This window comes from Micromonospora sp. NPDC005252 (genome assembly GCF_042872475.1).
Lineage (GTDB): Bacteria > Actinomycetota > Actinomycetes > Mycobacteriales > Micromonosporaceae > Micromonospora.
Window position 1 is genome coordinate 1 of the sequence record NZ_JBIAKN010000013.1, and the last position, 22340, is coordinate 22340.

Here is a 22340-nt window from a genome sequence, read left to right on the forward strand (position 1 = left end):
ATCACCTTGCTCGACACAAGCTGATCTATCAGAAGTCCCGTTCGCGTCTCCAAAGCCCTTGACTCAAGTCCCGATCGCCAAACGCAACAGCGTTGACAACAAGGATCGAGCGTGATCATGAAGGCTGCGCGAAGGTGGCGGACGAGCGGCCGGCGGGAGGCGGCCGGGTGGCCCCGCCGCCGTGCTCGGTTGAGGGGTGAGCTGGGCGGGTAGGCTCGCAGGTCGGGCACCCACACCCCGGGTGACCGGCGGCCACCCGACCGGGCGGCCACGAGCGGGGCTGCCGGACCGGCGGCCACGACCGGGCGGATCCCGTACGACGGGATGACGCCGAGGAAGCGCAGCCATGATCAGTGTTTTCGACCTCTTCAGCGTCGGCATCGGGCCGTCCAGCTCGCACACGGTCGGGCCGATGCGGGCCGCCCGTACGTTCGTGGCCGGGCTCAAGGCCGACGGGCTGCTCACCGAGACGGCGCGGGTGCAGGCCGAGCTGTTCGGTTCGCTGGGCGCGACCGGGCACGGGCACGGAAGCGACCGGGCGGTGCTGCTGGGGCTGGCCGGCGAGGCGCCGGAGACGGTCGACACCGACACCGTCGGTCCTCGGGTCGAGCGGATCCGCGCCGAGCGGCGGATCAGTCTGCTGGGTGCGCACGAGATCGACTTCGATCCGGACCGGGACCTGACGCTGCACCGTCGCCGGTCGCTGCCGTACCACCCGAACGGGATGACCTTCGTGGCCTTCGACGCGGCCGGGGAGCAGGTCCGGGCCCGCAGCTACTACTCCGTCGGCGGTGGCTTCGTGGTGGACGAGGCGGCGGCGGGCGCGGACCGCATCAAGCCGGACAGCACGCGGGTGCGATACCCGTTCCTGACCGGGGCGCAGCTCCTCGACGTCACCACCCGCACCGGGCTGTCAATCAGCGAGGTGATGCTCGCCAACGAGCGCTCGTGGCGCAGCGAGGCGGAGATCCGGGCCGGCCTGCTGGAAATCTGGCGGGTCATGCGGGAGTGCGTGCAGCGCGGCTATGAGCGGGACGGCGTACTCCCTGGTGGTTTGAAGGTCCGGCGGCGCGCGGCGGAGTTGCGGCGCGGCCTGGAGGCGGAGGTCGGGACGCCCGATCCGCTGCACGCCATGGACTGGGTGACGCTGTTCGCCCTCGCGGTGAACGAGGAGAACGCGGCCGGCGGTCGGGTGGTGACCGCGCCGACGAACGGCGCGGCGGGGATCATCCCGGCGGTGCTGCACTACTACAGCCGCTTCATCGAAAAAGCCGACGACGACGGCGTGGTGCGGTTCCTGCTGGCGGCCGGCGCGATCGGCGTGCTGTTCAAGGAGAACGCGTCGATCTCCGGCGCGGAGGTCGGCTGTCAGGGTGAGGTCGGCTCGGCCTGCTCGATGGCGGCGGCGGGGCTGGCCGAGGTGCTCGGTGGCACTCCGGAACAGGTGGAGAACGCCGCCGAGATCGGGATGGAGCACAACCTCGGGTTGACCTGTGACCCGGTGGGTGGCCTGGTGCAGATCCCCTGCATCGAGCGGAACGCGGTGGCTAGCATCAAGGCGATCACGGCCGCCCGGTTGGCCCTGCGCGGCGACGGCGTGCACAAGGTGTCGCTGGACAAGGTCATCAAGACCATGCGGGAGACGGGCGCCGACATGAAGGTCAAGTACAAGGAGACGGCGCGGGGCGGTCTGGCCGTCAACGTGATCGAGTGCTGAACCCCGCCGATTCGGGGCATTCGTTCACCGACTGCTAACCTGGCGTCCGTTTTCAGGAGGCGGGAGGCTGCGGTGACCTCTGGCGTCGCGGCCCTGTGGTCGCACCGCAACTCGCTGCGCATCCTGGTCCGACGGGATCTGGCGGTCAAGTACCAGCAGTCGGTGCTGGGTTACTTCTGGTCGCTGATCGAGCCACTCGGCATGGGCGCCATCTACTGGTTCGTCTTCGGGGTGCTCTACTCCCGCGACACCGGTCGGCACCTCGGCGAGGCGGCCGGGTCGTACCCGTTGTTCCTGATCACCGGGATCTTCGCCTGGATGTGGGCCAGTTCGGCGCTGAGCGAGGCCACCAACGCGCTGACCGGCCAGTCCCGGCTGATCACCACGATGAACGTGCCGCGGCAGGTGTTCCCGATCGGCCGGGTCACCGGTCGGTTCGCCGAGTACGCGGCCGGCCTGCCGATCCTGATCGGCATCGCGGTGATCTACGCGGCGCGTGGCAAGATCCACCCCGGGTGGTCGCTGCTCGCCCTGCCGCTCGCGGTGGCGGTGCAGGCGGTGCTGCTGATCGGGCTGGCCCTGCTGTTGTCCGCGTGGAACGTGCTGATGCGCGACGTGGAGCGGTTCCTGCGGCTGATCATCCGGGTGCTGTTCTACGCCACGCCGATCATCTATCCGCTCAGCCTGGTCCGGGAGTCCGGCCTGCCGGGCTGGCTGAAGGTGGCGTACGAGCTGAACCCGCTGGTCGGGATCTTCCAGCTGCACCACGCGATCTGGTACCCGGACGAGTTCCCGGACACCCGCCTGCTCGCCACCACGGTCGTCGGCAGCCTGCTGGTGCTGGCCGCCGGTTGGTGGTCGTTCCGCCGGTTGGAACCCGCCGTGCTCAAGGAACTCTGACGTGGCCGCGCCGATCATCGAGGCGGACGGTCTGGGCATCCGGTTCGTCCGCAACCGGCGCCGCCAACTGCGGCTGCGCGAGCTGTTCATCCACCGGGGCGCCCGGGGCGCCCTGCCCGGCCAGTTCTGGCCGCTGCGCGACGTGTCGTTCACCGTCGAGCCGGGCGAGACCGTCGGGGTGATCGGCCGCAACGGCACCGGCAAGAGCACCCTGCTGCGGCTGATCGCCGGGGTGCTCATCCCCGACGAGGGCGACATCCGGGTGCACGGCGCGGTGGCGCCGCTGCTGGAGTTGTCCGCCGGCTTCTCCAACGACCTGACCGGGCGGGAGAACCTGCACCTGGTCGGTGGGCTGCACGGGCTGTCGACGAGCTACCTGAAGCGGCACTTCGACGAGATCGTCGAGTTCGCCGGTGAGCAGGTGGAACGGGCCATCGACACGTCGGTGCGGCACTACTCGTCGGGAATGAAGGTGCGGCTCGGCTTCGCGATCATCTCGCACCTGCCGCACCCGATCCTGTTGATGGACGAGGTGACCGCGGTCGGCGACGCGGAGTTCCGCAAGAAGTGTTACGCGACGATTGAACGTCTGCTCGGGGAGGGGCGCACGCTCGTGCTGGTGTCACACAACGAAAAGGACCTGACCCGGTTCTGCCGTCGGGGGTTGTACCTCGACGCGGGCCGGTTGACGCTCGACGGCACCATCGCCGAGGCGCTCGACGCGTACCACGCCGCGGTTCCGCGGTGACGCTCGCGATCGTGCTCGCCGCCGGGACGGCCGCGGCGAGCCTGCGCACCGCGTCCGGCGAGCCGCTGGCCGACCGACTCGCCGCCCAGCTGCGCCGGGCCGGAGCGGCCGACGTGCGCTTCGCCGCCACCCTCGACGAGCTGGCCGCGCTGGCCGATACCGCCGACGGGCCGCTGCTGATCAGTGGCACCGACCTGGTGGCGCACACCGCCGTACTGCGGCACCTCGCCACCAGCCCGGTGGGACCGACCGTGGCACTGGTGCTGACCGACCCGCCGGTGCCCGGACGGACCGCCGTGCGCGAGGAGCGCGGCCAGATCGTCGACGCCGGCCCGCTGGACGCCCTCGACGGTGACGCCACCGGCGTGTTCGGTGGCGCGTTGCGCGTCGGCGTCGACGACCTGCCGACCCTGGCCGCCGCCGCGCGGGCCGCCGCCGTCGGCGCGCGACCCCTTGCCGCCCCGATCGGGCCGGCCGGTGACGTGTCGCCGCTGCCGGCGGGCGGGGGCGCCGGCCACGACGAGCCCGGGCCCGCCGTGGACCGGCTCGTCGCGGGTCTCGCGGCGCTCGGCACCCTGATCTTCGCCCAGCGGGTACGCCTCCTCGTCGCGCACCGGGTCGAGGACCCGGCCGGGCTGGTCGCCGCCGAGGCGGCGGTGACGGCGGTCGACGAGGACCGCGCCGAGCTGCGGCTGTCGGTGAAGGAGCGGGACGACTTCTTCTCCACGTACTTCGTCAGCACCTGGTCGCCGTACGTGGTCCGGCTCGCGGCCCGGCTGCGGCTCACCCCGACCGGGGTCACGGTGATCTCGGTGCTGTTCGCGCTGGCCGCCGCCGTGCTGTTCGGGGTCGGCGGGCGACCCGCGCTGGTCGGCGGCGCGGTGCTGCTCTACCTCGGCTTCGTGCTGGACTGCGTGGACGGTCAGCTGGCCCGCTACACCCGGCACTTCAGCGCGTGGGGCGGCTGGCTGGACACGATGGCCGACCGGGCGAAGGAGTACCTGGTCTACGCCGGCCTGGGCTTTGGAGTCAGTCACGCCGGGCTGGGCAACGGCTGGGCGTTGGCGATCGCCGCGATGACGTTGCAGACCGTCCGGCACATGACCGACACCTGGTACGGGGTGCTGCACGACGAGGCGGCACGCCGGCCCCGGACGGCGGCGGGAGCCAGCGGCGGTATCGGTGACCGGCTGAACGCCGCGTCGACGCGGGTGCAGGCGGACACGGGCTCGCTGTCGTACTGGCTGAAGCGGACCGTGGTGTTCCCGATCGGTGAGCGGTGGGCGCTGATCGCGCTGACCGTGGCGCTGTTCAATCCGTTGGTCAGCCTCATCGCGGTGCTGGTCTGGGGTGGGTTGGCGTTCGCGTACACCGGGGCGTTGCGCACGTTGCGGGCCCGCTGGATGTGGGTGCCGGTGCTGGACACGGTCGACGCGACCCTGCACCGCGACGACGGCCCGCTGGCCCGCCGGCTGCCGGTGGTCCGCCCGATGGGGCCGCTCACCCTGGCGGTGATCGCCGCGCTCGGCCCGGCGGTGCTGCTTGTCGTCGCCCTGCTGGGCGACTCGCCGGCAGGGCTGCGGTGGGCGGTGCCGGTGGCGTTGCTGGTGCTGCTGGCCGGTGGCCTCGGCGCCGGGGCCGCGCACAACGGCCCGCTGGACTGGCTGGTGCCGGCGGCGCTGCGGGCCGCCGAGTACCTGTTCGCGATCGCCGTCGGGGTGGTCGGCGACGCGCCGGGCTGGCTGATCTTCGGCTACGTCTTCGTGCTCACCGTGCACCACTACGACCTGACGGCGCGACTGGAGAAGCGGCAGACGGCGCCGCCGCTGCACGTCGCCACGCTGGGCTGGGACGGACGTTCGGTGCTGCTGGCCCTCGCGGCGATTGTCGGCATCGTGAGTATCGGCATGGCTACACTCGGTGCGTACCTTCTCGTGGTTTTCGTGGCGAGCGTCGTCCTGGCCTGGTTCGTCCGGCCGGCCCGTAGCGCGCGGGCGTCGGCCGCGCCGGTGGGCGCGGGAGGTGTCGCGCCGCGCTGACGGAGGGACGGCCGGATGACCCTGATCAGTTTCGTGGTGCCGGCCTTCCGGGTGCAGGGATATCTGCGCGAGTGCCTGGACTCGGTCCTCGGCCAGCCGGTGACCGACCTCGAGGTGATCGCCGTCGACGACTGCTCGCCCGACGCCAGCGGCGAGATCATCGACGAGTACGCGGCCCGCGACCAGCGGGTCCGGTCGGTCCGGCTGTCGGAGAACGTCGGCCTCGGTCCAGCCCGCAACATCGGGCTGGACCAGGCCGTCGGCGAGTACGTGTGGTTTCTCGACGGGGACGACTGGCTGGCGCCGGACTGCCTGCGGGAGGTGGCCGAGCGACTGCGCGCGACCCGGCCGGACGTGCTGCTGGTGGACCACGTCCGGACGCACTGGAACGACACCGCCACCCGCAGCGCGATGGCCGAGGTGTTCCCGGAGTCGCCCGGGGCGGCCACTTTCCGGCTGCGGGACCGGCCGGAGGCGATGCGGCTGCTGCACACCGCCTGGAACCGGCTGGTCCGCCGCGAGTTTCTGGTCGAGCTGGGGTTGCGCTTCTCGGACGGCTGGTACGAGGACGTCTCGTTCAGCTACCCGGTGCTGATGGCGGCGCAGCGGATCGGCGTACTGGATCGGGTCTGCGTCAACTACCGGCAGCGCCGTGCCGGCGCGATCACGAAGACCAGAGGGGACCGGCACTTCGAGGTGTTCCCGCAGTGGCACCGGGTCTTCCACCTGATGGACGCCTGGTCGCCGGCGGTGGACGCGCTGCGGCCGGCGGTCTTCGAACGGATGATCTGGCACTACCTGACCGTGCTGGGCAACGGTCAGCGGATCGCCCCGGAACTGCGGCCGGCGTTCTTCGCGCAGATCACCGCCGACTACGCGCGGTGGCTGCCAGAGGGCGGGTACCCCGTGCCGGAGGGCGTCGAGGGAGTCAAGCACCGGCTGGTGGCGGCCGGCCGGTGGCGGACGTTCAGCGCGTTGCGGGCCGCCAGCCGGGCCCGCGACACGGCCCGGAGGCAGGCGCGTACCGCCCGTCGTCGGGTCGGGCCGGTGGCCCGGCGTGGCGCGCGGCTGACCCGCGACGGGCTGCTGCACGAGTACTACCGGGCGGAGCTGCGCCGGCCGGTGGACCCGACGCTCGCGGTGTACGCGGCCTACTGGTACCGCGGGTACTCCTGCAACCCGGCCGCGATCTACGAGGCGGCCCGCCGGCTGGCCCCCGAGGTGCGGGGGGTGTGGATCGTGCGCCGCGACCGGGTGGACGATGTCCCGGCCGGGGTGGAGTACGTCGTCGCCGGTACCCCGGCGTACTACCGGGTCCTCGCGCGGGCCCGGTGGTTGGTCAACAACGTCAACTACCCGGACTTCGTGCGCAAGCGGCCGGAGCAGGTGCACGTGCAGACCCACCACGGCACCCCGGTCAAGGTGATGGGGCTCGACCAGCAGCGCTACCCGGTCGGCGCGGGCCGGATGGACTTCGCCGGCCTGCTGCGCCGGGTGGACCGCTGGGACTACAGCGTCAGCGCCAACAGCTTCTCCACCCAGATGTGGGACCGCGCCTATCCGGCCACCTACACGACGCTTGAGGTGGGCTATCCGCGCAACGACCGGCTGGTCACGGCCAGTCCGGACGAGGTACGCCGGCTCCGCGCGGAGTTCGGCTTCGGGCCCGACGAGCAGGTGGTCCTGTACGCCCCGACGCACCGCGAGCACCTGCCCGGCTACCGGCCGCCCTTCGACCCGGACCGGTTCGTCGCCGCGCTCGGTGACTCGGGACGGCTGCTGATGCGCAGCCACTACTTCCACGACCGGGAGCGCCGGCCCGGCTGGCCGCTGGACTTCCAGCGGGTGCGCGACGTCAGCGGCTACCAGCGGGTGGAGGACCTCTACCTCGTCGCCGACGTGCTGGTCACCGACTACTCCTCGGCGATGTTCGACTATGCGGTGCTGGACCGGCCCATCGTGCTCTACACACCGGACTGGGAGGCGTACCGCCTGGCCCGGGGTGTCTACTTCGACGTCACCGCGGAGCCACCGGGGGCTGTGGCCACCACGTTCGCCGACCTGCTCGACCTGTTCCGCACGGACGCGGTGCGCTCGGACGCCGCGCACAAGGCCCGCCAGCACTTCCGGGGCCGGTTCTGCCGCCTGGACGACGGGCAGGCGGCTGAGCGGGTGGTGCGCCGGGTGTTCCTCGGCGAACAGCCCGAACCGTCGGCGGGCTGCTGACCGCGACGACACCTCGTCCCGGCGTAATAGCGGCGTCATGGGCCGAACACGAGACGTTTACCCGATGTGCGAATCGAATGATCCTGGTCACAGTCTTGTGGGGGTTCGGCCGACGACCTGGGGGAGGTGACGGTGAGCACCGTCGCGCTCAAAGATGTGACCAAAGTTTTCAAGGACGGCACGTTGGCCGTCGACAGCATAAATCTGGACGTGAACGACGGCGAGTTCATGGTGTTGCTGGGGCCATCCGGCTGCGGCAAGTCCACAGTGCTGCGCATGATCGCCGGTCTGGAGGACCCGACGCAGGGCGCGGTGCTGCTGGACGGGGAGCTGGCCAACGACCTGCCGCCACGCGACCGCAAGATCGCGATGGTCTTCCAGGACTTCGCGCTCTATCCGCACATGACCGTTGGCGACAACATCGCCTTTCCGCTGCGGCTGGCCGGTGTCGAACCGGAGCCGCGCGGTGAGCGGGTCACCGACGTCGCGAGTGCCCTGGGCATCAGCGACGTGCTCGCCCGCAAGCCGGGCCAGCTCTCCGGCGGCCAGCGCCAGCGGGTCGCCATGGGCCGCGCAATCGTCCGACGACCGGGGCTGTTCCTGATGGACGAGCCGCTGTCGAACCTGGACAGTGGGCTGCGCGCCGAGCTGCGCGCGGAGATCTCCGGGCTGACCCGGGAGCTGGGCGTCACCACCGTCTACGTCACCCACGACCAGGCCGAGGCGCTGACCATGGCCGACCGGGTGGCCATCATGCGCCGCGGCGTGCTCCAGGACGTGGGCACACCCACCCAGGTGTACGGCCGCCCGGCGACGCTCTACGTGGCCGCCTTCCTGGGCAGCCCCCGGATGAACCTGCTGGAGGCGTCGGTCTACGTCCACCTCGACCGGTACGTCACGCTCAACCTCGGTGACCAGTCGCTCTACCTGCCGTGGAACGACATCCGCAGCCGGGCGGTGGCGCATTACCACGGCGAGCGGATCGTGGTCGGGATGCGGGCCGAGGCGCTCACCCCGGTCGCCCCGGACAGCCCCGGTGACGTGCTGCGCGGCCGGATCCGCTACCTGGAGCACCACGGGCACGAATCGCTGGCGTTCCTCGACATCGGGGCGACCGCGATCGTCGTGGACGAGATGGGTGCGCCTCTGGACCCGCCGCCCGTTGGCCAGCGAGGACTGCGCCGGTTCGGTGCGGTGATGCAGCGGCTCACCGGCAAGCCGGTGGAGCCCCAGGAGGTCTCGAACGGCGCCACGCGGACCAGCGTCCTACCCGACCCGGGCCGGCACCACCGTCGCCCGGCCGAGTTGGCGGTGCGGCTGGCGCCGTACCCGGCGGTCACCGCCGGTCATCCGCTCGCCGTGTCGGTTCGGATGGACGCGCTGCACTTCTTCGACGAGCGCGGGGCCCGGATCGACGTGGGTTGGCGGTGACGCCACGCCGTAGCGGGGTGGCGGGAGGTCCGTCCGGTGTCCTACCGTCTGCCCACCTAGTCCACTATGTGACACACCGAAAGGGGTGCACCCGTGTCGGGTGACCGTCCCAGCCCGCTCGTCATCGAGCGCATCCTGCGCGACCGGCAGGGCATCTGGCAGCAGATCGTGGCCGAGGGCGACCTCAACGCGCTGACCGGGCGGATGCTGGCCAGCTCCGCCATCGCGCTCGCCTGCTACGGCGCGGTGCTCGGGGCGTTCCACAGCCCGCTGATGGCGCTCACGTCCGCGCTGAAGCTGCCGCTGCTGTTCCTGGTCACGCTGGCCATCTGCCTGCCCACGCTCTACCTGTTCAACCTGGTGTTCGGCGCCCGGCTGTCGGTGCGCCAGTCGCTGGCGCTGGTGATGGTCGCGATCACGGTCACCTCGATGCTCGCGGTGGCGTTCGCACCGATCAGCCTCTTCTTCCTGATCACCGCGCCCGACTACGGCTTCTTCAAGCTGCTCAACGTCGCCATCCTGACACTGTCGGCGCTGGTCGGGCTGCGCTTCCTGACGGGCGGGATGCAGGTGCTCAACGACCACGGCCTGCTCGCCCCGGCGGTGGCCACGGCCGGGGCCGCGGGCCAGGTCAACGCCCAAGCGCCGGCGGTGCCGGCTGCCGTGCCGGCCGGTTCGGTGCCGGCCAGCGTGCCCGCCGGTGCGGCCTCGTCCACCGATGCGGGTGCCGAGCCGGTCGCCGTGTCGGCAGGAGCAGCGGTGGCGGGGTCGGCCGCGAACGGTGGCACGCCCGCTGCGGCGCCGACGGTGCAGACCCCGGCTCAGGTGCCCGCGCATGTCCCGGCCCAGTGGGGCGGACAGCCGGCCACCGGCTCGTTCCCGCCCGGCATGATGCCGCCCGGCTACCCGGCGGCGCAGCGTCCGTGGGCCACCCCGCCGGCCCGGCGCGGCGAGCCGACGCAGCGGCCGGCCAGCATGACGCTGCTCTACATCTGGATCCTGCTCTTCGGGTTCGTCGGCACCCAGTTGGCGTGGACGCTGCGTCCGTTCTTCGGTGACCCGGGTCAGGATTTCTCGCTCTTCCGCAGCATCGACGGCAACTTCTACGCGGAGATCCTGCGGACGATCGCCAACCTCTGACCCGTCGGTAGCCGGGAAAAACCCTGGTTGCCGCCCTGGTTACCGAGAAGTAACGTCGGGCTATGACCATCGACTCCCGCCAGGTGGCGGCCGGCATCCTGGAAGCGGTGCCGTTCGCCCGTACGCTCGGCATCGAATTCGTCGAGGTGGCACCGGAGGCGGACGGCGGGGTGCGGGCCGTCGTCCGACTCCCCGACACGCCGGCCACCCACAACCACGTCGGCGGCCCGCACGCCGGGGCGATGTTCACGCTCGGCGAGACGGCCTCCGGCGCGGTCGTGCTGGCCGCCTTCGGGCAGCTGCTCGATCGTTGCGTGCCGCTCGCCGTCCGGGCCGAGATCGCCTACCGCAAGCTGGCCCGGGGGCCGGTGCTGGCCGCCGCGCGGCTCGGGCGGCCCGCCCCGGAGGTGATCGCCGAGCTGGAGTCCGGTCGGCGGCCCGAGTTCGCCGTCGAGGTGGAGATCGCCACCGAGGACGGCACACCCACCTCGGCGATGACGGTGATCTGGACGTTGCGGCCGAACTGAGCGAGGCCACGGGCGGCCGAAAACGGGTTTGCGGGCCGGGCCGGGTGGTTAGATTCGTACCGTGCTGGGCCTACCTGCTCATGTGACCGCCTGTCTCTTCGATCTGGACGGTGTGCTGACGCAGACCGCCCGGGTGCACAACGCCGCCTGGACGAAGACGTTCGACGAGTTCCTGCGGCAGCGGGCCACGGCAACCGGAGAACCCTTCCAGCCGTTCGACCCCGGCCCGGACTACAACCGCTACGTCGACGGCCGGCCCCGCGCCGACGGCGTCCGGTCGTTCCTCGGCTCCCGGGGGATCGTGCTCCCCGAGGGCAGCCCCGACGACCCGCCGGACGCCGACACCGTCAACGGTGTCGGCAACCGCAAGAACGTCCTGCTGCTGGAACAGCTGCGCACCTCCGGAGTCGAGGTCTACCCGGGTTCGGTGCGTTATCTGCGGGCGGCGGCCGCCGCCGGGCTGCGTCGGGCGGTGGTCACCGCGAGCGCCAACGGGCGCGAGGTGGTCGCCGCGGCCGGGCTGGAGGCCCTTCTGGAGGCGCGGGTCGACGGGCTCGTCGCCCGCGAGCAGAAGCTGCGCGGCAAGCCGCAGCCCGACACCTTCCTGGCCGGGGCCAGGATCCTCGGTGTGGACCCCACCCAGGCCGCCGTCTTCGAGGACGCGCTCTCCGGGGTGGCCGCCGGCCGGGCCGGCGGCTTCGGGTATGTGATCGGTGTCGACCGGGTGGGACAGGCCGACGAACTGCTCGCACACGGCGCCGACGTTGTGGTGAAGGATCTCGCCGACCTGCTCGACGCGGGCGACGCCGACCCGCCGGCGCCCCGCCCCGCCGGCGACACCGCTGGCCGGGCGCCGACCGGCGAGCGGGGCCTCGCGTGATCCGGGAACGGGCCTATCCCGTCGAGCCCTGGCACATCCGGGAGACCCGCCTGGACATGGACGTGCTGGCCCAGTCGGAGTCGGTCTTCGCGCTCTCCAATGGCCACGTCGGTCTGCGCGGCAACCTCGACGAGGGCGAGCCGCACGGCCTGCCCGGCACCTACCTCAACTCGTTCTACGAGCTGCGTCCGCTGCCGTACGCGGAGGCCGGCTACGGGTTCCCCGAGTCCGGGCAGACCATCGTCAATGTCACCAACGGCAAGCTGATCCGGCTGCTCGTCGACGACGAACCGCTCGACGTCCGCTACGGCGAGCTGCTGTCGCACGAGCGCATCCTCGACATGCGGGCCGGCACCCTGCACCGGGAGCTGCACTGGCGCTCGCCGGCCGGCCGTGAGGTCAAGGTCCGCAGCACCCGGCTCGTGTCGTTCACCCAGCGGTCGGTCGCCGCGATCAGCTACGAGGTGGAGGCCGTCGACGGCCCGCTGCGGCTGATCGTCCAGTCCGAACTGGTCGCCAACGAGTCGCTGCCGGCGCAGAGCAAGGACCCCCGGGTCGCGGCGGTGCTGGAGTCGCCGTTGCAGGCTGAGGAGGAGCTGACCACACCGGACGGCGGGCAGCTGATTCACCGCACCAAGGTCTCCGGGCTGCGGGTGGCCGCCGCCATGGAGCACGAGGTGCACGGCCCGGACCACACCACCATCGAGTCCGAGGGGTACGAGGACTGGGTACGCACCACCATCGGCTGCGTGCTCCGTCCCGGCGAGAAGCTGCGGGTGGTCAAGTACCTGACGTACAGCTGGTCCAGCCGGCGGTCCCTGCCCGCACTCCGCGACCAGGTCGGCGCGGCGCTCGCCGGGGCCCGGCTGGACGGCTGGGACGGTCTGCACCGGGAACAGCGCAACTACCTCGACGAGTTCTGGGACGCGGCCGACGTGCTGGTCGAGGGCGATCCGGAGATCCAGCAGGCCGTGCGGTTCGGTCTGTTCCACGTGCTCCAGGCCGGCGCCCGGGCCGAGCAGCGACCGATCTCGGCGAAGGGGTTGACCGGCCCCGGTTACGACGGGCACGCCTTCTGGGACACCGAGATGTTCGTCCTGCCGGTGCTCACGTACACCCAGCCGAGCGCGGTGCGCAGCGCGTTGCAGTGGCGGCACAGCACGCTGGGGCAGGCCCGGGAACGGGCCGAGACGCTCGGCTTCAAGGGCGCCGCTTTTCCCTGGCGGACCATCGAGGGGCCGGAATCCTCCGGGTACTGGCCGGCCGGCACCGCGGCGTTCCACATCGCCGCCGACATCGCCGACGCGGTCCGCCGGTACGTGCTGGTCACCGGGGACACCGTCATGGAGCGGGAGATCGGTCTGGAGCTGCTGGTCGAGACGGCCCGGCTGTGGCGCTCGATCGGGCACCACGACCGGCACGGCCAGTTCCACATCGACGGGGTCACCGGCCCCGACGAGTACACGGCGGTGAAGAACGACAACGTCTACACCAACCTGATGGCCCAGCGGAATTTGCTCACCGCCGCCGAGGTCGTGATGCGCTACCGGGATGAGGCGTTCCACCTCGGGGTCACCGACGAGGAGGCGGCGAGCTGGCGGGACGCGGCGACCTCGATGCACGTGCCGTACGACCACGAGCTGGACGTGCACCAGCAGGTGGAGGGGTTCACCCGGCTGCAGGAGTGGGACTTCCCGCACACACCCGCGGAGAAGTACCCGCTGCTGCTGCACTACCCGTACTTCGATCTGTACCGCAAACAGGTCGTCAAGCAGGCTGACCTGGTCCTGGCCATGCACTGGCGGGGGGACGCGTTCACCCCCGAGCAGAAGGTGCGCAACTTCCTCTACTACGAGCGACGGACGGTGCGCGACTCGTCGCTGTCGGCCTGCACCCAGTCGGTGCTCGCCGCCGAGGTGGGCCATCCCGACCTGGCGCACATCTACCTGCGCGAGGCCGCGCTCATGGACCTGCACGACCTCAACGAGAACACGCGCGACGGCGTGCACATGGCCTCGCTGGCCGGCGCGTGGCTCGCCCTGGTCAGCGGGTTCGGCGGGCTGCGCGATCACGACGGCGAGCTGTCGTTCGCGCCCCGGCTCTCCAGCCGGCTCAGCCGCCTGGAGTTCTCCGTTCAGTGGCGCGGGCTGGCGCTGCGGGTGGACGTCCGGCCGCACCAGACGACGTACTCGCTGCGGCACGGGGGCCCGGACGACGTCGTGGAGCTCCGCCACCACGACCAGATGCTGCGGGTCACCTGCAATGAGCCGGTGACCGTGCCGGTGCCGCCGGCCGAGCCCTCGGGGCCGCCGCCGGAGCAGCCACCGGGCCGGTCGCCGTTGCTGCGGCTGCCCGAGCACGAGCAGTGACGGCCGGGGCGGGAGCACTCCCGCCCCGGCCGTCACGCGCGTACGTCAGACCGGCTCGCCGGTCGAGGGCCGCCCGATCGCGTCGCGGGGTGCGGCCGCCTTGGGATCGTCGGGCAGCCGGGCCGAGGCGGCCTGGTCCCCGAAGTCCTGGTTGCGCTCCGCGTCCTGTTCACGCTGGTCGCGCTCGGTCATCTGCTGCTGCCGGGAGATCTGCTGCTTGGCCATGCTGATCCTCGCGATCCGTCGGGGCGCCGGTGCGCCGACACGGTCTGCGGTCGGTCGTCGCGTACCCGGCGGCCCACCCGGCAAACGCCGCCCCGGAAGCCGCGCGACGCGGCGGGCGCGGGGCGCGTGCGACGCGGCGGGTGGGGTAAGCGGGCCAGAGGCGAGCACGCGGAGGTGCGGCATGGACGAGCAGCGCAGCACGGTGACCATTCCGATCCGGGACGTCCAGCTTCCCGCCGATCTGATGGTGCCCCCACGGCCGGTCGGCGTGGTGCTGTTCGCGCACGGCAGCGGTAGCTCGCGGCACAGCCCACGCAACGTCGCGGTGGCCCGGACGCTGACCGGCCGCGGCCTCGCCACCGTGCTGGTGGATCTGCTCACCCCGGACGAGGACGAGCTCGACACGCGCACCGCCGAACTGCGCTTCGACATCGGGATGTTGGCCAGCCGGCTGGCCGGGATCGTCGACTGGTTGGCGGTCGAGAGCCCCGCCGGTGACGTGCCGATCGGTCTCTTCGGTGCCAGCACGGGCGCCGCCGCCGCGCTGGTCGCGGCCGCGTACCGCGCCGACCGGGTGGGGGCGGTGGTCTCCCGGGGCGGCCGACCCGACCTGGCCGGCGCCGCCCTGGCCCAGGTGCGTACCCCGACGCTGCTGCTGGTCGGCGGCCTGGACGAGGAAGTGCTCACGCTCAACGAGCAGGCGCTCACCGAGCTGGGGGAGGTCGGCGAACTGTGGGTGGTGCCGGGGGCCACCCACCTCTTCGAGGAGCCCGGCGCGCTCGACCAGGTCGCCGAACACGCCGGCACCTGGTTCACCACCCATCTCGCCCGGACGACCGCCGCGCCGCGCCGCTCATGACCGTGCCGGCGCGTCCGTGGTGGAGCGGCGGCGCTGAACGGTGTCGATGACCCGCCAGAGAACGGCGGTGATCGGAACGCTGACGAAGGCGCCGGCGATGCCCGCGATCAGGGTGCCCGCGGTGACCGCCACCAGGATGACGGCCGGGTGCAGGCGCACCTGCCGCTTCATGACCAGCGGCTCCAACAGGTTGCCCTCGATCTGCTGCACCGCGACCACCGCGGCGAGGGTGAGCAGGGCGGTCGTCGGCCCGTTGGCCGCCAACGCCACCAGCACCGCCACCGCGCCGGCCACCGTCGCCCCGATGATCGGTACGAAGCCGCCGAGGAAGGTGATCAGCGCCAGCGGCAGGGCCAGCGGCACCCGTAGCAGCACCAGGGCCAGGCCGATGCCGATCGCGTCGATCGCGGCGATCAGCATGGTCCCCCGGCTGTACGCGCCCAGCGTCTGCCAGCCGGCCCGGCCGGCCTCGGCCACCACCGGTCGGTTCGGGCCGGTCATCCGGGACAGCACCCAGTGCCACATCGACCTGCCGTCCTTGAGCAGGAAGAAGAGCAGCACCAGGGCGAGCAGCGCGGAGCCGACGACCTCGCTTGCCGTCCGGGCGCCCGCCACCGGGTCCGGAGAGCTGCCGCTGAACCCCTCCCGGGCCTGGTCGATCAGCTTGTCGAGTTGGGCGTCGCTGACCGGCAGGGTGGACGTGACGAAGTCGCGGCTGCGGTCGAGCCCCTGGGTCAGCTCCTGACTGAGCTGGTCGAACTGGCTGGCGGTCAGGTTCCACACCAGCGCGCCGACCCCCACCAGGATGCCGAGCAGCAGCAGGACGGTGAGCAGCGCGGCCAGTGCGGCGGGCAGGCGCAGGCGGCGCAGCCGGAGCAGCACCGGGTCGAGCAGCGCGGTGAGGAAGATGGTGGCGGCCAGGGCGATGGCCAGCGGGGCCAGCAGGACGGCGATCCGACCCAGCAGATAGAGCCCGGCGATGATCACCACCAGGCAGGCGCTCCACACCACCGCGCTTCGGACCAGCCAGGGCAGCGCCGCCCACGCGTGGCGTGGTCCGGTCTCACCGGTCTCACCGGTCGTCGCCGCGGTGCCGGTTGTGGACGCGGTGCCGGTTGTGGACGCGGTGCCGGTTGTCGGCGCGGCGTCCGCCCCGGGTTCGTCTGCCGTCATGTCGGCCCTCCTCGATCTCGGCGAGTCGGTACCCGGCCGGCGATGCACCGACACCCGAATCGCGCCATCCCCGTCCGGACCGTCGGTGTTTGCGCCGACAGGCCCAGGGAACGCAAGTGGAAACGATCCCAGGAGGAGCGCCGTGGGTGACTTCATGGACAAGGCCAAGGACGTCACGGACAAGCACGACAAGCAGGTCGACCAGGGCATGGAGAAGGCCGGCGACATGGCCGACAAGCGCACGGGCGGCAAGTACGACGACCAGATCGACAAGGGCGTGGATCAGGCGCAGGCGCGTACCGGTGAGGGTGACCAGGTCCGCTGACGAACCGGACGTCTCCCGGGCCGCCGAGGTGTCGGCGGCCCGGGATCGTCCCTGTCGGACGGTACGTCGGTCAGCGCTGCTGCTTCTCGCGTAGCTCGTCCATCGACGTCGGCCGGTCGCGCAGTGCGTCACGCAGCCGGTCGATCAGCCCGGTGCCGGGGGCGAGCAGCTTGTTCGCCGGCGGGCGGTCCGGCGCGCTCGGGTGGGGCCGGGTCGGCGCCACCTTCTTGAACGCCGTCACCTTCCCGGCCAGCTCGACCAGCTCCTCACGGGCCGTGGCCGCGCGCAGCCGGGGGAAGAGGTCGTTCTCCTCGTCCTGCACGTGGTGACGGATGGTGCTGGTCAGGTTGGCGAGCAGCTCGTCGAAGCGGGGGTCGGACGGGTCAACCGACTCCAGGTCCTTCATGGTCCGTTCGGCGTCGGCGTGTTCGTCGATCTCGTGGTCGGCGATCTGGTCGCCGTCGGGCAGTGCCTTGCGAGCCGTCGGATAGACGTACGCCTCCTCGGCCACCGCGTGCCGCACCAGCTCGGCGATCAGCACGTCGGTGAGCTGCCGGCGGTACTCGGGCGTGCCCTGCCGGGTCTCCAGCTCGACGAAGAGGGTCTCGACCTCGCGGTGGTCGGCGATGAGGATGTCGACGACATCCTCATCGCCGGTGGTCTGTGGATTGCTCATCTGGGCCCCTTACCGGTTGCGGTCGGTGGGTGTGTGGCCCCTGGTACCCCGCAGCGGTCGGGCAAACCTACGGTCGCCGATGGATTTGACGGCGACCCGTTGTTCGCGTCGGGACGCTGTCGTACGCTTCGTCTCGGCCCGCCCTCACGGTCTCCTGTGAGGAGCAGTCATGCCCCTGAACCGCCTGCTGGCCCTCGGGCTCGGCGTGTGCACGGCGGTCGCGATGAGCGTCCCGCTGGCCGCGGCACCAGCCTCGGCCCATCCGTCCCACTCCGGTGGCGGCAGTCTGGTCCTTGTCGGCGGCGGGCTCGCCGACGACAACGCTGCCGTCTACGGCGACATCGTCCGGCTGGCCGGCGGCGTCGGCAAGGCCCGCATCGGCATCTTCACCGCGGCCGCTCCGGTGCCGGCAGAGGATCCGGACGCGGCCACCCCGGACTGCAACAACAGTGTCTGCAACGGCGACTACTACGCCACGCTGTTCCGGAGCTACGGCGTGGCCGACGCGCAGTGGATCCCGATCGACCTGGACCGGTCGGGCGCCGCCGAGGACCCGGCCGTGGTCCGGCAGATCGACTCGATGACCGGCTTCTTCTTCGGCGGCGGCGACCAGTACCGCTATGTCACCACGATGACCCGGGGGAAGGCCCAGCGGGACACGCCGGCCCTGGCGGCGGTGCGGCGCAAGCTCCGCGCCGGCGCGGTGGTCGCCGGCACGAGCGCGGGCGCGCAGATCATGGCCGGCCGCGACATGATCACCGGTGGCTCCACCGAGCCCGGTCTGCGCGACGGTGCCCGGCCCGGCTACTTCGAGGACGCCGGCGTGCTGGCGTACCTGCCCAAGGGTGGTTTCGGATTCTTCACCGACGGCCTGCTGGACACGCACTTCTCGCGGCGGGGCCGGGAGGCCCGGTCGATCCGGCTGGCGGCGGACACCCGGCACCAGCGGGTCTTCGGCCTGGACGAGGACACGGCACTGGAGGTGACCGGGGTCGGCACGCCGCGGCAGTCGCTGCGCGTCCTCGGCACGCGCGGCGTGAGCGTGCTCGACCTGCGCCGCGCCCGCGTCACCGAGTCGGCCGTGTGGGGCATCGAGGGGGTCCGGTGGAGCCGGCTCACCTCCGGTGACCGCTACCGGTCCGGCCGCTGGCAACCGGTGATTTCGCCGGGCAAGCAGCGGGTGACCCCGACCGCCGGCGCGTGCACCGTCCCGGCCTCGGACGACGTCTTCTACGACTACGCACTTGTCGGTCTCGCCGAGGGACTGGTCGACCAGGCCGGTTGTGCGTCGACGTCGGGCACGTCGTACGAGAAGGACCCGCAGTTCGCCGCCGAGGTGACCCGGGGCCGTGGCTTCGCCGGGTACCGGGTCGGCTCGACGACGTCGTTCGTGGACGCGGTGATCGGCATCCGTCCGGTCTGACGATCGGCCCACCTGGCACGTTTCACCAGGAGCGGTATGACTCTGCGTCATAAATATGGCGGGGAGTCATACCGCTCGTCCCGGTGGTGCCGGCCGGGCCACGTCGCCGCGCGCTGCGACGAGATGTAACAGGGGTTACTTATTGAGCAACGAACGTGATGGATGTAACTTCTGTTTCATCGATTCGTGGCCCCTCGGAGGTGCCCATGTCCCCTTCCCGTAACCCCATCCGCAAGCGGCTCGCGGTGCTCGTCACCACGACCACCCTGCTGACCGTGGCACCGATCGGGGTGACCGCCGCGTACGCCCAGGTCACCCGGGTCCGGCAGGGCAGCTCGACGGACGTCAGCCGGGCCAGCTGGTCCGGCCCGGCGTACACCATGAACGGCTCGGGCGGCATCGTGGCCGCGACGATGAACCAGGCGATCGCCGCGATTCGCGGCGGCTCCGGCTCGATCGACGTGGCCGTCGTCGCCGGATCGGGCACCGGCACCCCGGAGTGTGACGTGATCACCGGGCTGAGCGGCGTCAACTCCTGCACCACGCTCACCCTCACCGCCGCCAGCGACGGCAACAACAGCCAGGTCAACACCGACATCCGCAACGCCGAGTTCGTCTACTTCGCCGGCGGCGACCAGTGTCGGTACGTGGCGTGGAAGGGCACCGCGCTGGAGGCGTCCGTCGAGTCGGTGGTGGCCAAGGGCGGCGGGGTCGGCGGCGGCAGCGCCGGGCACCACGTCAACAGCGACATCGTGTACGACGCCTGCGGCGGCAGCGCCACCTCGGCCATCGCCCTCGACGATCCGTACGACGCGTCGATGACGTTCACGACCGGGATGTTCCGCTGGCCGAACTACGCCGACACCATCAACGACTCGCACTTCGTCACCCGGGACCGGATGGGCCGGCTCATGGCGTTCGTGGCGCGGTCCATCAAGGATGGCCGGACCAGCGGTGGCAAGGCGTGGGGAGTGGGCGTCGAGGAGGGCGCCTCGCTCTTCATCGACCGCTTCGGCCTGGCCACCCTCAGCGGGCCGAGCGCGTACGTCGTGCTCGGCGACCACCAGCCGGAGGTGGCCAGCTCGGGCCAACCCCTGACCTACTCCAACTTCAAGATCTGGAAGCTGACCAGCGGTCAGAGCTACCACTTCGGCAACCGGCCGACCTGCGGCTACTACCTCAAGAGCGTCACCAGTGGCGTCCCCAGCGGCAGCCTCTACAGCGGTACGCCGGTCACCGACTGCTCCACGCCGCCGCCCACCGGCGGGTCCAGCTATGCCGAGGTCGAGGCTAACGACTCCCGCGCCGCGGCCAACGACGTGACCGGCCGCAGCTACCCGCTGACCATCACGGGGGACATGAAGAGCGGCACGGACCGGGACTACTTCACGGTCAGCCTCGCCAGCGGGCAGACGCTGTCCGTGAACTGCGCGGTGCCCACCGCGTACGACGCCGATCTCTACCTGCTCAGCTCCACCGGAAGCACGCTCACCAGGTCGGTCAACGACGGCGCCGGCACCGGCGAGTCGGCGTCCACCACCCGTACCGCGTCCGGCTCGGCGACCTACTACGTCGAGCTGGAGGCGTACTCGGGATCGGGCAGCGCCGACTACAGCTGCACCGTCACGAAGTCCTGATCACCGCTGCGGCGCGGGCGCGTTCGGCGCGTCCGCGCCGCCTCGGGCCACGGCTAGGCTCAGCGCGTGTCGACCTCCGATCACGCCGACCAGCCGGGCGCCCGGCCGGTGGCGTACCCCAGCGGTTCTGATCCCGACGGCGTCGAGCCGGCGGCCGTCGGGGTGGCCGCCCTCATCCGGCAGCGCCTCGGTGAGTGCAGCCCGGCCGAGCGGCGGGTGGCGCGGGCCCTGCTCGCCGCCTATCCGGCGGCCGGGCTCGGCACGGTGGCCGCCCTGGCCGAGCGCGCCGAGGTGAGCGCGCCGACCGTGCTGCGCTTCCTCAGCCGTCTCGGCTTCGGTGGCTACCCGGAGTTCCAGCGCGCGCTGCGCGACGAGCTGACCGAGCGCGAGGTCTCGCCGCTGACCGCGTACCGGGCGGCGGAACGAACGGGCGAACCGCCGGCGGGGGCGCTGTCCCGCGCGGCGGCGCGGCTGCCCGAGGCGGTCGCCCGCACGCTCGTCGAGCTGCCGCAGGGTGAGCTGGACGCGGCGGCCCGGCTCCTCGCCGACCAGCAGCTGCGGGTCACGGCGGCCGGCGGCCGGTTCTCCGGGCTGCTCGCCCACTATCTGGTGCTGCACCTCATGCAGGTACGCGGGGGGAGCCGGCTGCTCCCGGCCAGCCCGGTCGAGCGCACCGACATGCTTGTCGACGTGGGCCGGCGTGACCTGGTCGTGCTCTTCGACTTCCGGCGGTACGAGGAGCCGACGCTGGCACTGGCCCGCGAGGTGACCGGGCGCGGTGCCCGGGTGGTGCTGTTCACCGACCGGTGGCTGTCCCCGGTGGCCGGTCTGGCCGAGGTGGTGCTGCCCGGCCGGGTGGAGTCGCCCTCGCTGTACGACAGCTTCGTTCCGGCGCTGGCCCTGGTGGAGACGGTGGTGGCGGCGGTGATCGACCGGCTCGGGCCGGTCGCGGGCACCCGACTGAAGGCGATGGAACAGGCGCAGCAGGAGTTCCACATCGGCTGACCGCCGTTACAGAAAACTGTAACACCACAGAAATAGTAATGTGCGTTACAGTCCGGGTGCTGGTACGTCTGGCACCCGGAAGGACACCCCATGCGCATCCGTCAGCTCGCCCTGGCCACCACGGCCACGGCCCTTCTCGCCGTCACCGCCGGCTGCGGCGGCACCTCCTCCACCGCTGCCGGCTCCGGCGGCGAGGCCCCCACCGTCACGGTCACCGTCGAGGGCGTCGGCCCCATCAGCACCGACGCCAACCTCGCCAAGAAGGTCCCCGCCGACCTGCGCGGGCGGGGCACGGTCACGGTCGCCACCAACGCCCCCTACGAACCGTTCATCGACTTCAAGCAGGAGGGGCGGACCGACGAGTTCAAGGGTCTGGACTACGACCTCTTCCTCGCCGCCTCCGCCCGGCTGGGCATCAAGGCCACCTTCACCCAGCAGCCCTTCGACGGGCTGGTGCCCGGCCTCCAGGCCGGCAAGTACGACGCCATCGCCGGTGGCATCACCGACAAGAAGGAGCGCCAGCAGGTCGCCACCTTCGTCGACTACTCCGCCTCCGGCACCGGCTTCCTCGTCAAGACCGGCAACCCGCTCGGCGTCAAGACCGTCGCGGACCTCTGCGGGCGCAAGGTCGCCGTGCAGAAGGCCAGCAACCAGGCCAAGAACCTGGCCGCGTACTCCAAGGAGAGCTGCGCCGGCAGGGCTGTCGAGGTCAAGGAGTACCCGGAGAACCCGCAGGCCGTGCAGGCCCTGATCGCCGGCAACGTCGAGGTCGTCGCCGCCACCAAGGTCAACCTGGTGGACACCGCCGGCACGCTGGCCGGCAAGGCCGACCTGGTGGACGACCCGTCCGCCCCCAACGGCTGGCTGGCCAGCCCGAACGGCTTCGGCTTCCTCAAGAGCAAGAAGGACGTCGCCGAGGCGTACCGGGCCGCCGTGCAGTCACTGATCGACGACGGCACCTACGCCAAGATTCTCGGCCAGTGGAAGCAGACCCCGATCGCCGTCAAGCAGGCCACCATCGACCAGGCCATCGACTGACC

Annotated in this window: 19 protein-coding genes; 16 read left to right on the plus strand and 3 right to left on the minus strand. The window is 71.6% G+C overall.

All coding sequences use genetic code 11. The features are described 5' to 3' along the window. The first annotated feature begins 346 nt into the window (after window positions 1-346). From ACFYPH_RS26725 to ACFYPH_RS26770, 10 genes are all read left to right on the plus strand, one after another. Window positions 347-1717 carry an L-serine ammonia-lyase gene (locus tag ACFYPH_RS26725; RefSeq protein WP_354863302.1) on the plus strand — a complete coding sequence of 457 codons (1371 nt, stop codon included), beginning with the start codon at window positions 347-349 and terminating at the stop codon, window positions 1715-1717. 72 nt (window positions 1718-1789) lie between these two features. Continuing rightward, complete coding sequence (locus ACFYPH_RS26730) at window positions 1790-2617, plus strand: ABC transporter permease (RefSeq protein WP_355066676.1); 828 nt, start codon at window positions 1790-1792, stop codon at window positions 2615-2617. 1 nt (window position 2618) lies between these two features. Further along, a complete protein-coding gene (locus ACFYPH_RS26735) occupies window positions 2619-3365 on the plus strand; it encodes an ABC transporter ATP-binding protein (protein WP_354863304.1) in 747 nt (248 codons plus the stop codon). Further along, window positions 3362-5404, plus strand: coding sequence for a DUF5941 domain-containing protein (locus ACFYPH_RS26740; RefSeq protein ID WP_387185589.1), 2043 nt, complete (start codon window positions 3362-3364; stop codon window positions 5402-5404). The genes ACFYPH_RS26735 and ACFYPH_RS26740 overlap by 4 nt, the downstream gene beginning before the upstream one ends. Before the next feature lie 15 nt (window positions 5405-5419). Next, entirely contained in the window at window positions 5420-7630 is a 2211-nt protein-coding gene (locus ACFYPH_RS26745; protein WP_355134451.1) for a bifunctional glycosyltransferase family 2 protein/CDP-glycerol:glycerophosphate glycerophosphotransferase, read from the plus strand. Window positions 7631-7762: 132 nt separating this feature from the next. Further along, window positions 7763-9061, plus strand: coding sequence for an ABC transporter ATP-binding protein (locus ACFYPH_RS26750; protein ID WP_354861948.1), 1299 nt, complete (start codon window positions 7763-7765; stop codon window positions 9059-9061). 93 nt (window positions 9062-9154) lie between these two features. Then, on the plus strand, window positions 9155-10201 hold the full coding sequence (locus ACFYPH_RS26755) for a hypothetical protein (RefSeq protein ID WP_387185594.1): 1047 nt from the start codon (window positions 9155-9157) through the stop codon (window positions 10199-10201). A gap of 62 nt (window positions 10202-10263) precedes the next feature. Further along, entirely contained in the window at window positions 10264-10728 is a 465-nt protein-coding gene (locus ACFYPH_RS26760; protein ID WP_354861951.1) for a DUF4442 domain-containing protein, read from the plus strand. Window positions 10729-10789: 61 nt separating this feature from the next. Next, entirely contained in the window at window positions 10790-11608 is an 819-nt protein-coding gene (locus ACFYPH_RS26765; RefSeq protein ID WP_355066672.1) for a beta-phosphoglucomutase family hydrolase, read from the plus strand. After that, entirely contained in the window at window positions 11605-13977 is a 2373-nt protein-coding gene (locus ACFYPH_RS26770) for a glycoside hydrolase family 65 protein (RefSeq protein WP_354861955.1), read from the plus strand. The genes ACFYPH_RS26765 and ACFYPH_RS26770 overlap by 4 nt, the downstream gene beginning before the upstream one ends. 45 nt (window positions 13978-14022) lie before the next feature. Here ACFYPH_RS26770 and ACFYPH_RS26775 read toward each other — a convergent pair whose 3' ends face one another. Continuing rightward, entirely contained in the window at window positions 14023-14202 is a 180-nt protein-coding gene (locus ACFYPH_RS26775; protein ID WP_354861957.1) for a hypothetical protein, read from the minus strand. 181 nt (window positions 14203-14383) lie between these two features. On the opposite strand from ACFYPH_RS26775, the gene ACFYPH_RS26780 reads away from it, so the two are divergent. Beyond that, complete coding sequence (locus tag ACFYPH_RS26780) at window positions 14384-15061, plus strand: dienelactone hydrolase family protein (RefSeq protein ID WP_363942215.1); 678 nt, start codon at window positions 14384-14386, stop codon at window positions 15059-15061. Here ACFYPH_RS26780 and ACFYPH_RS26785 read toward each other — a convergent pair. Then, on the minus strand, window positions 15056-16234 hold the full coding sequence (locus tag ACFYPH_RS26785; RefSeq protein WP_387185600.1) for an AI-2E family transporter: 1179 nt from the start codon (window positions 16232-16234) through the stop codon (window positions 15056-15058). The two genes, ACFYPH_RS26780 and ACFYPH_RS26785, sit on opposite strands and share 6 nt — an antisense overlap. Window positions 16235-16388: 154 nt before the next feature. Between ACFYPH_RS26785 and ACFYPH_RS26790 the strand changes: the two genes are divergently transcribed. Next, window positions 16389-16559, plus strand: coding sequence for an antitoxin (locus ACFYPH_RS26790; protein ID WP_387185780.1), 171 nt, complete (start codon window positions 16389-16391; stop codon window positions 16557-16559). Between the two features lie 70 nt (window positions 16560-16629). On the opposite strand, the gene ACFYPH_RS26795 is transcribed toward ACFYPH_RS26790, so the two are convergent. Then, window positions 16630-17235, minus strand: coding sequence for a hemerythrin domain-containing protein (locus ACFYPH_RS26795; protein ID WP_354861962.1), 606 nt, complete (start codon window positions 17233-17235; stop codon window positions 16630-16632). A gap of 169 nt (window positions 17236-17404) precedes the next feature. Between ACFYPH_RS26795 and ACFYPH_RS26800 the strand changes: the two genes are divergently transcribed. From ACFYPH_RS26800 to ACFYPH_RS26815, 4 genes are all read left to right on the plus strand, one after another. Further along, window positions 17405-18658, plus strand: coding sequence for a cyanophycinase (locus ACFYPH_RS26800; protein ID WP_355066667.1), 1254 nt, complete (start codon window positions 17405-17407; stop codon window positions 18656-18658). 206 nt (window positions 18659-18864) lie between these two features. Further along, complete coding sequence (locus ACFYPH_RS26805) at window positions 18865-20295, plus strand: pre-peptidase C-terminal domain-containing protein (protein WP_354861896.1); 1431 nt, start codon at window positions 18865-18867, stop codon at window positions 20293-20295. Between the two features lie 66 nt (window positions 20296-20361). Further along, window positions 20362-21300: a MurR/RpiR family transcriptional regulator gene (locus ACFYPH_RS26810; protein WP_355066666.1), complete on the plus strand. Its 939-nt coding sequence runs from the start codon at window positions 20362-20364 to the stop codon at window positions 21298-21300. A gap of 90 nt (window positions 21301-21390) precedes the next feature. Continuing rightward, the gene (locus ACFYPH_RS26815) at window positions 21391-22338 is read left to right on the plus strand and encodes a transporter substrate-binding domain-containing protein (RefSeq protein WP_355066665.1); all 948 of its coding nucleotides are present in this window, start codon (window positions 21391-21393) and stop codon (window positions 22336-22338) included. The last annotated feature ends 2 nt before the right edge of the window (window positions 22339-22340 follow it).

What these genes read in the sequence shown, in the direction of transcription:
- ACFYPH_RS26725 (WP_354863302.1), top strand. Translation starts at nt 347, where the DNA reads ATGATCAGTGTTTTCGACCTCTTCAGCGTCGGCATCGGGCCGTCCAGC.
- ACFYPH_RS26745 (WP_355134451.1), top strand. Translation starts at nt 5,420, where the DNA reads ATGACCCTGATCAGTTTCGTGGTGCCGGCCTTCCGGGTGCAGGGATAT.
- ACFYPH_RS26760 (WP_354861951.1), top strand. Translation starts at nt 10,264, where the DNA reads ATGACCATCGACTCCCGCCAGGTGGCGGCCGGCATCCTGGAAGCGGTG.
- ACFYPH_RS26775 (WP_354861957.1), bottom strand. Translation starts at nt 14,202, where the DNA reads ATGGCCAAGCAGCAGATCTCCCGGCAGCAGCAGATGACCGAGCGCGAC.
- ACFYPH_RS26780 (WP_363942215.1), top strand. Translation starts at nt 14,384, where the DNA reads ATGGACGAGCAGCGCAGCACGGTGACCATTCCGATCCGGGACGTCCAG.
- ACFYPH_RS26785 (WP_387185600.1), bottom strand. Translation starts at nt 16,234, where the DNA reads ATGACGGCAGACGAACCCGGGGCGGACGCCGCGCCGACAACCGGCACC.
- ACFYPH_RS26790 (WP_387185780.1), top strand. Translation starts at nt 16,389, where the DNA reads ATGGACAAGGCCAAGGACGTCACGGACAAGCACGACAAGCAGGTCGAC.
- ACFYPH_RS26795 (WP_354861962.1), bottom strand. Translation starts at nt 17,235, where the DNA reads ATGAGCAATCCACAGACCACCGGCGATGAGGATGTCGTCGACATCCTC.
- ACFYPH_RS26800 (WP_355066667.1), top strand. Translation starts at nt 17,405, where the DNA reads ATGCCCCTGAACCGCCTGCTGGCCCTCGGGCTCGGCGTGTGCACGGCG.
- ACFYPH_RS26805 (WP_354861896.1), top strand. Translation starts at nt 18,865, where the DNA reads ATGTCCCCTTCCCGTAACCCCATCCGCAAGCGGCTCGCGGTGCTCGTC.
- ACFYPH_RS26815 (WP_355066665.1), top strand. Translation starts at nt 21,391, where the DNA reads ATGCGCATCCGTCAGCTCGCCCTGGCCACCACGGCCACGGCCCTTCTC.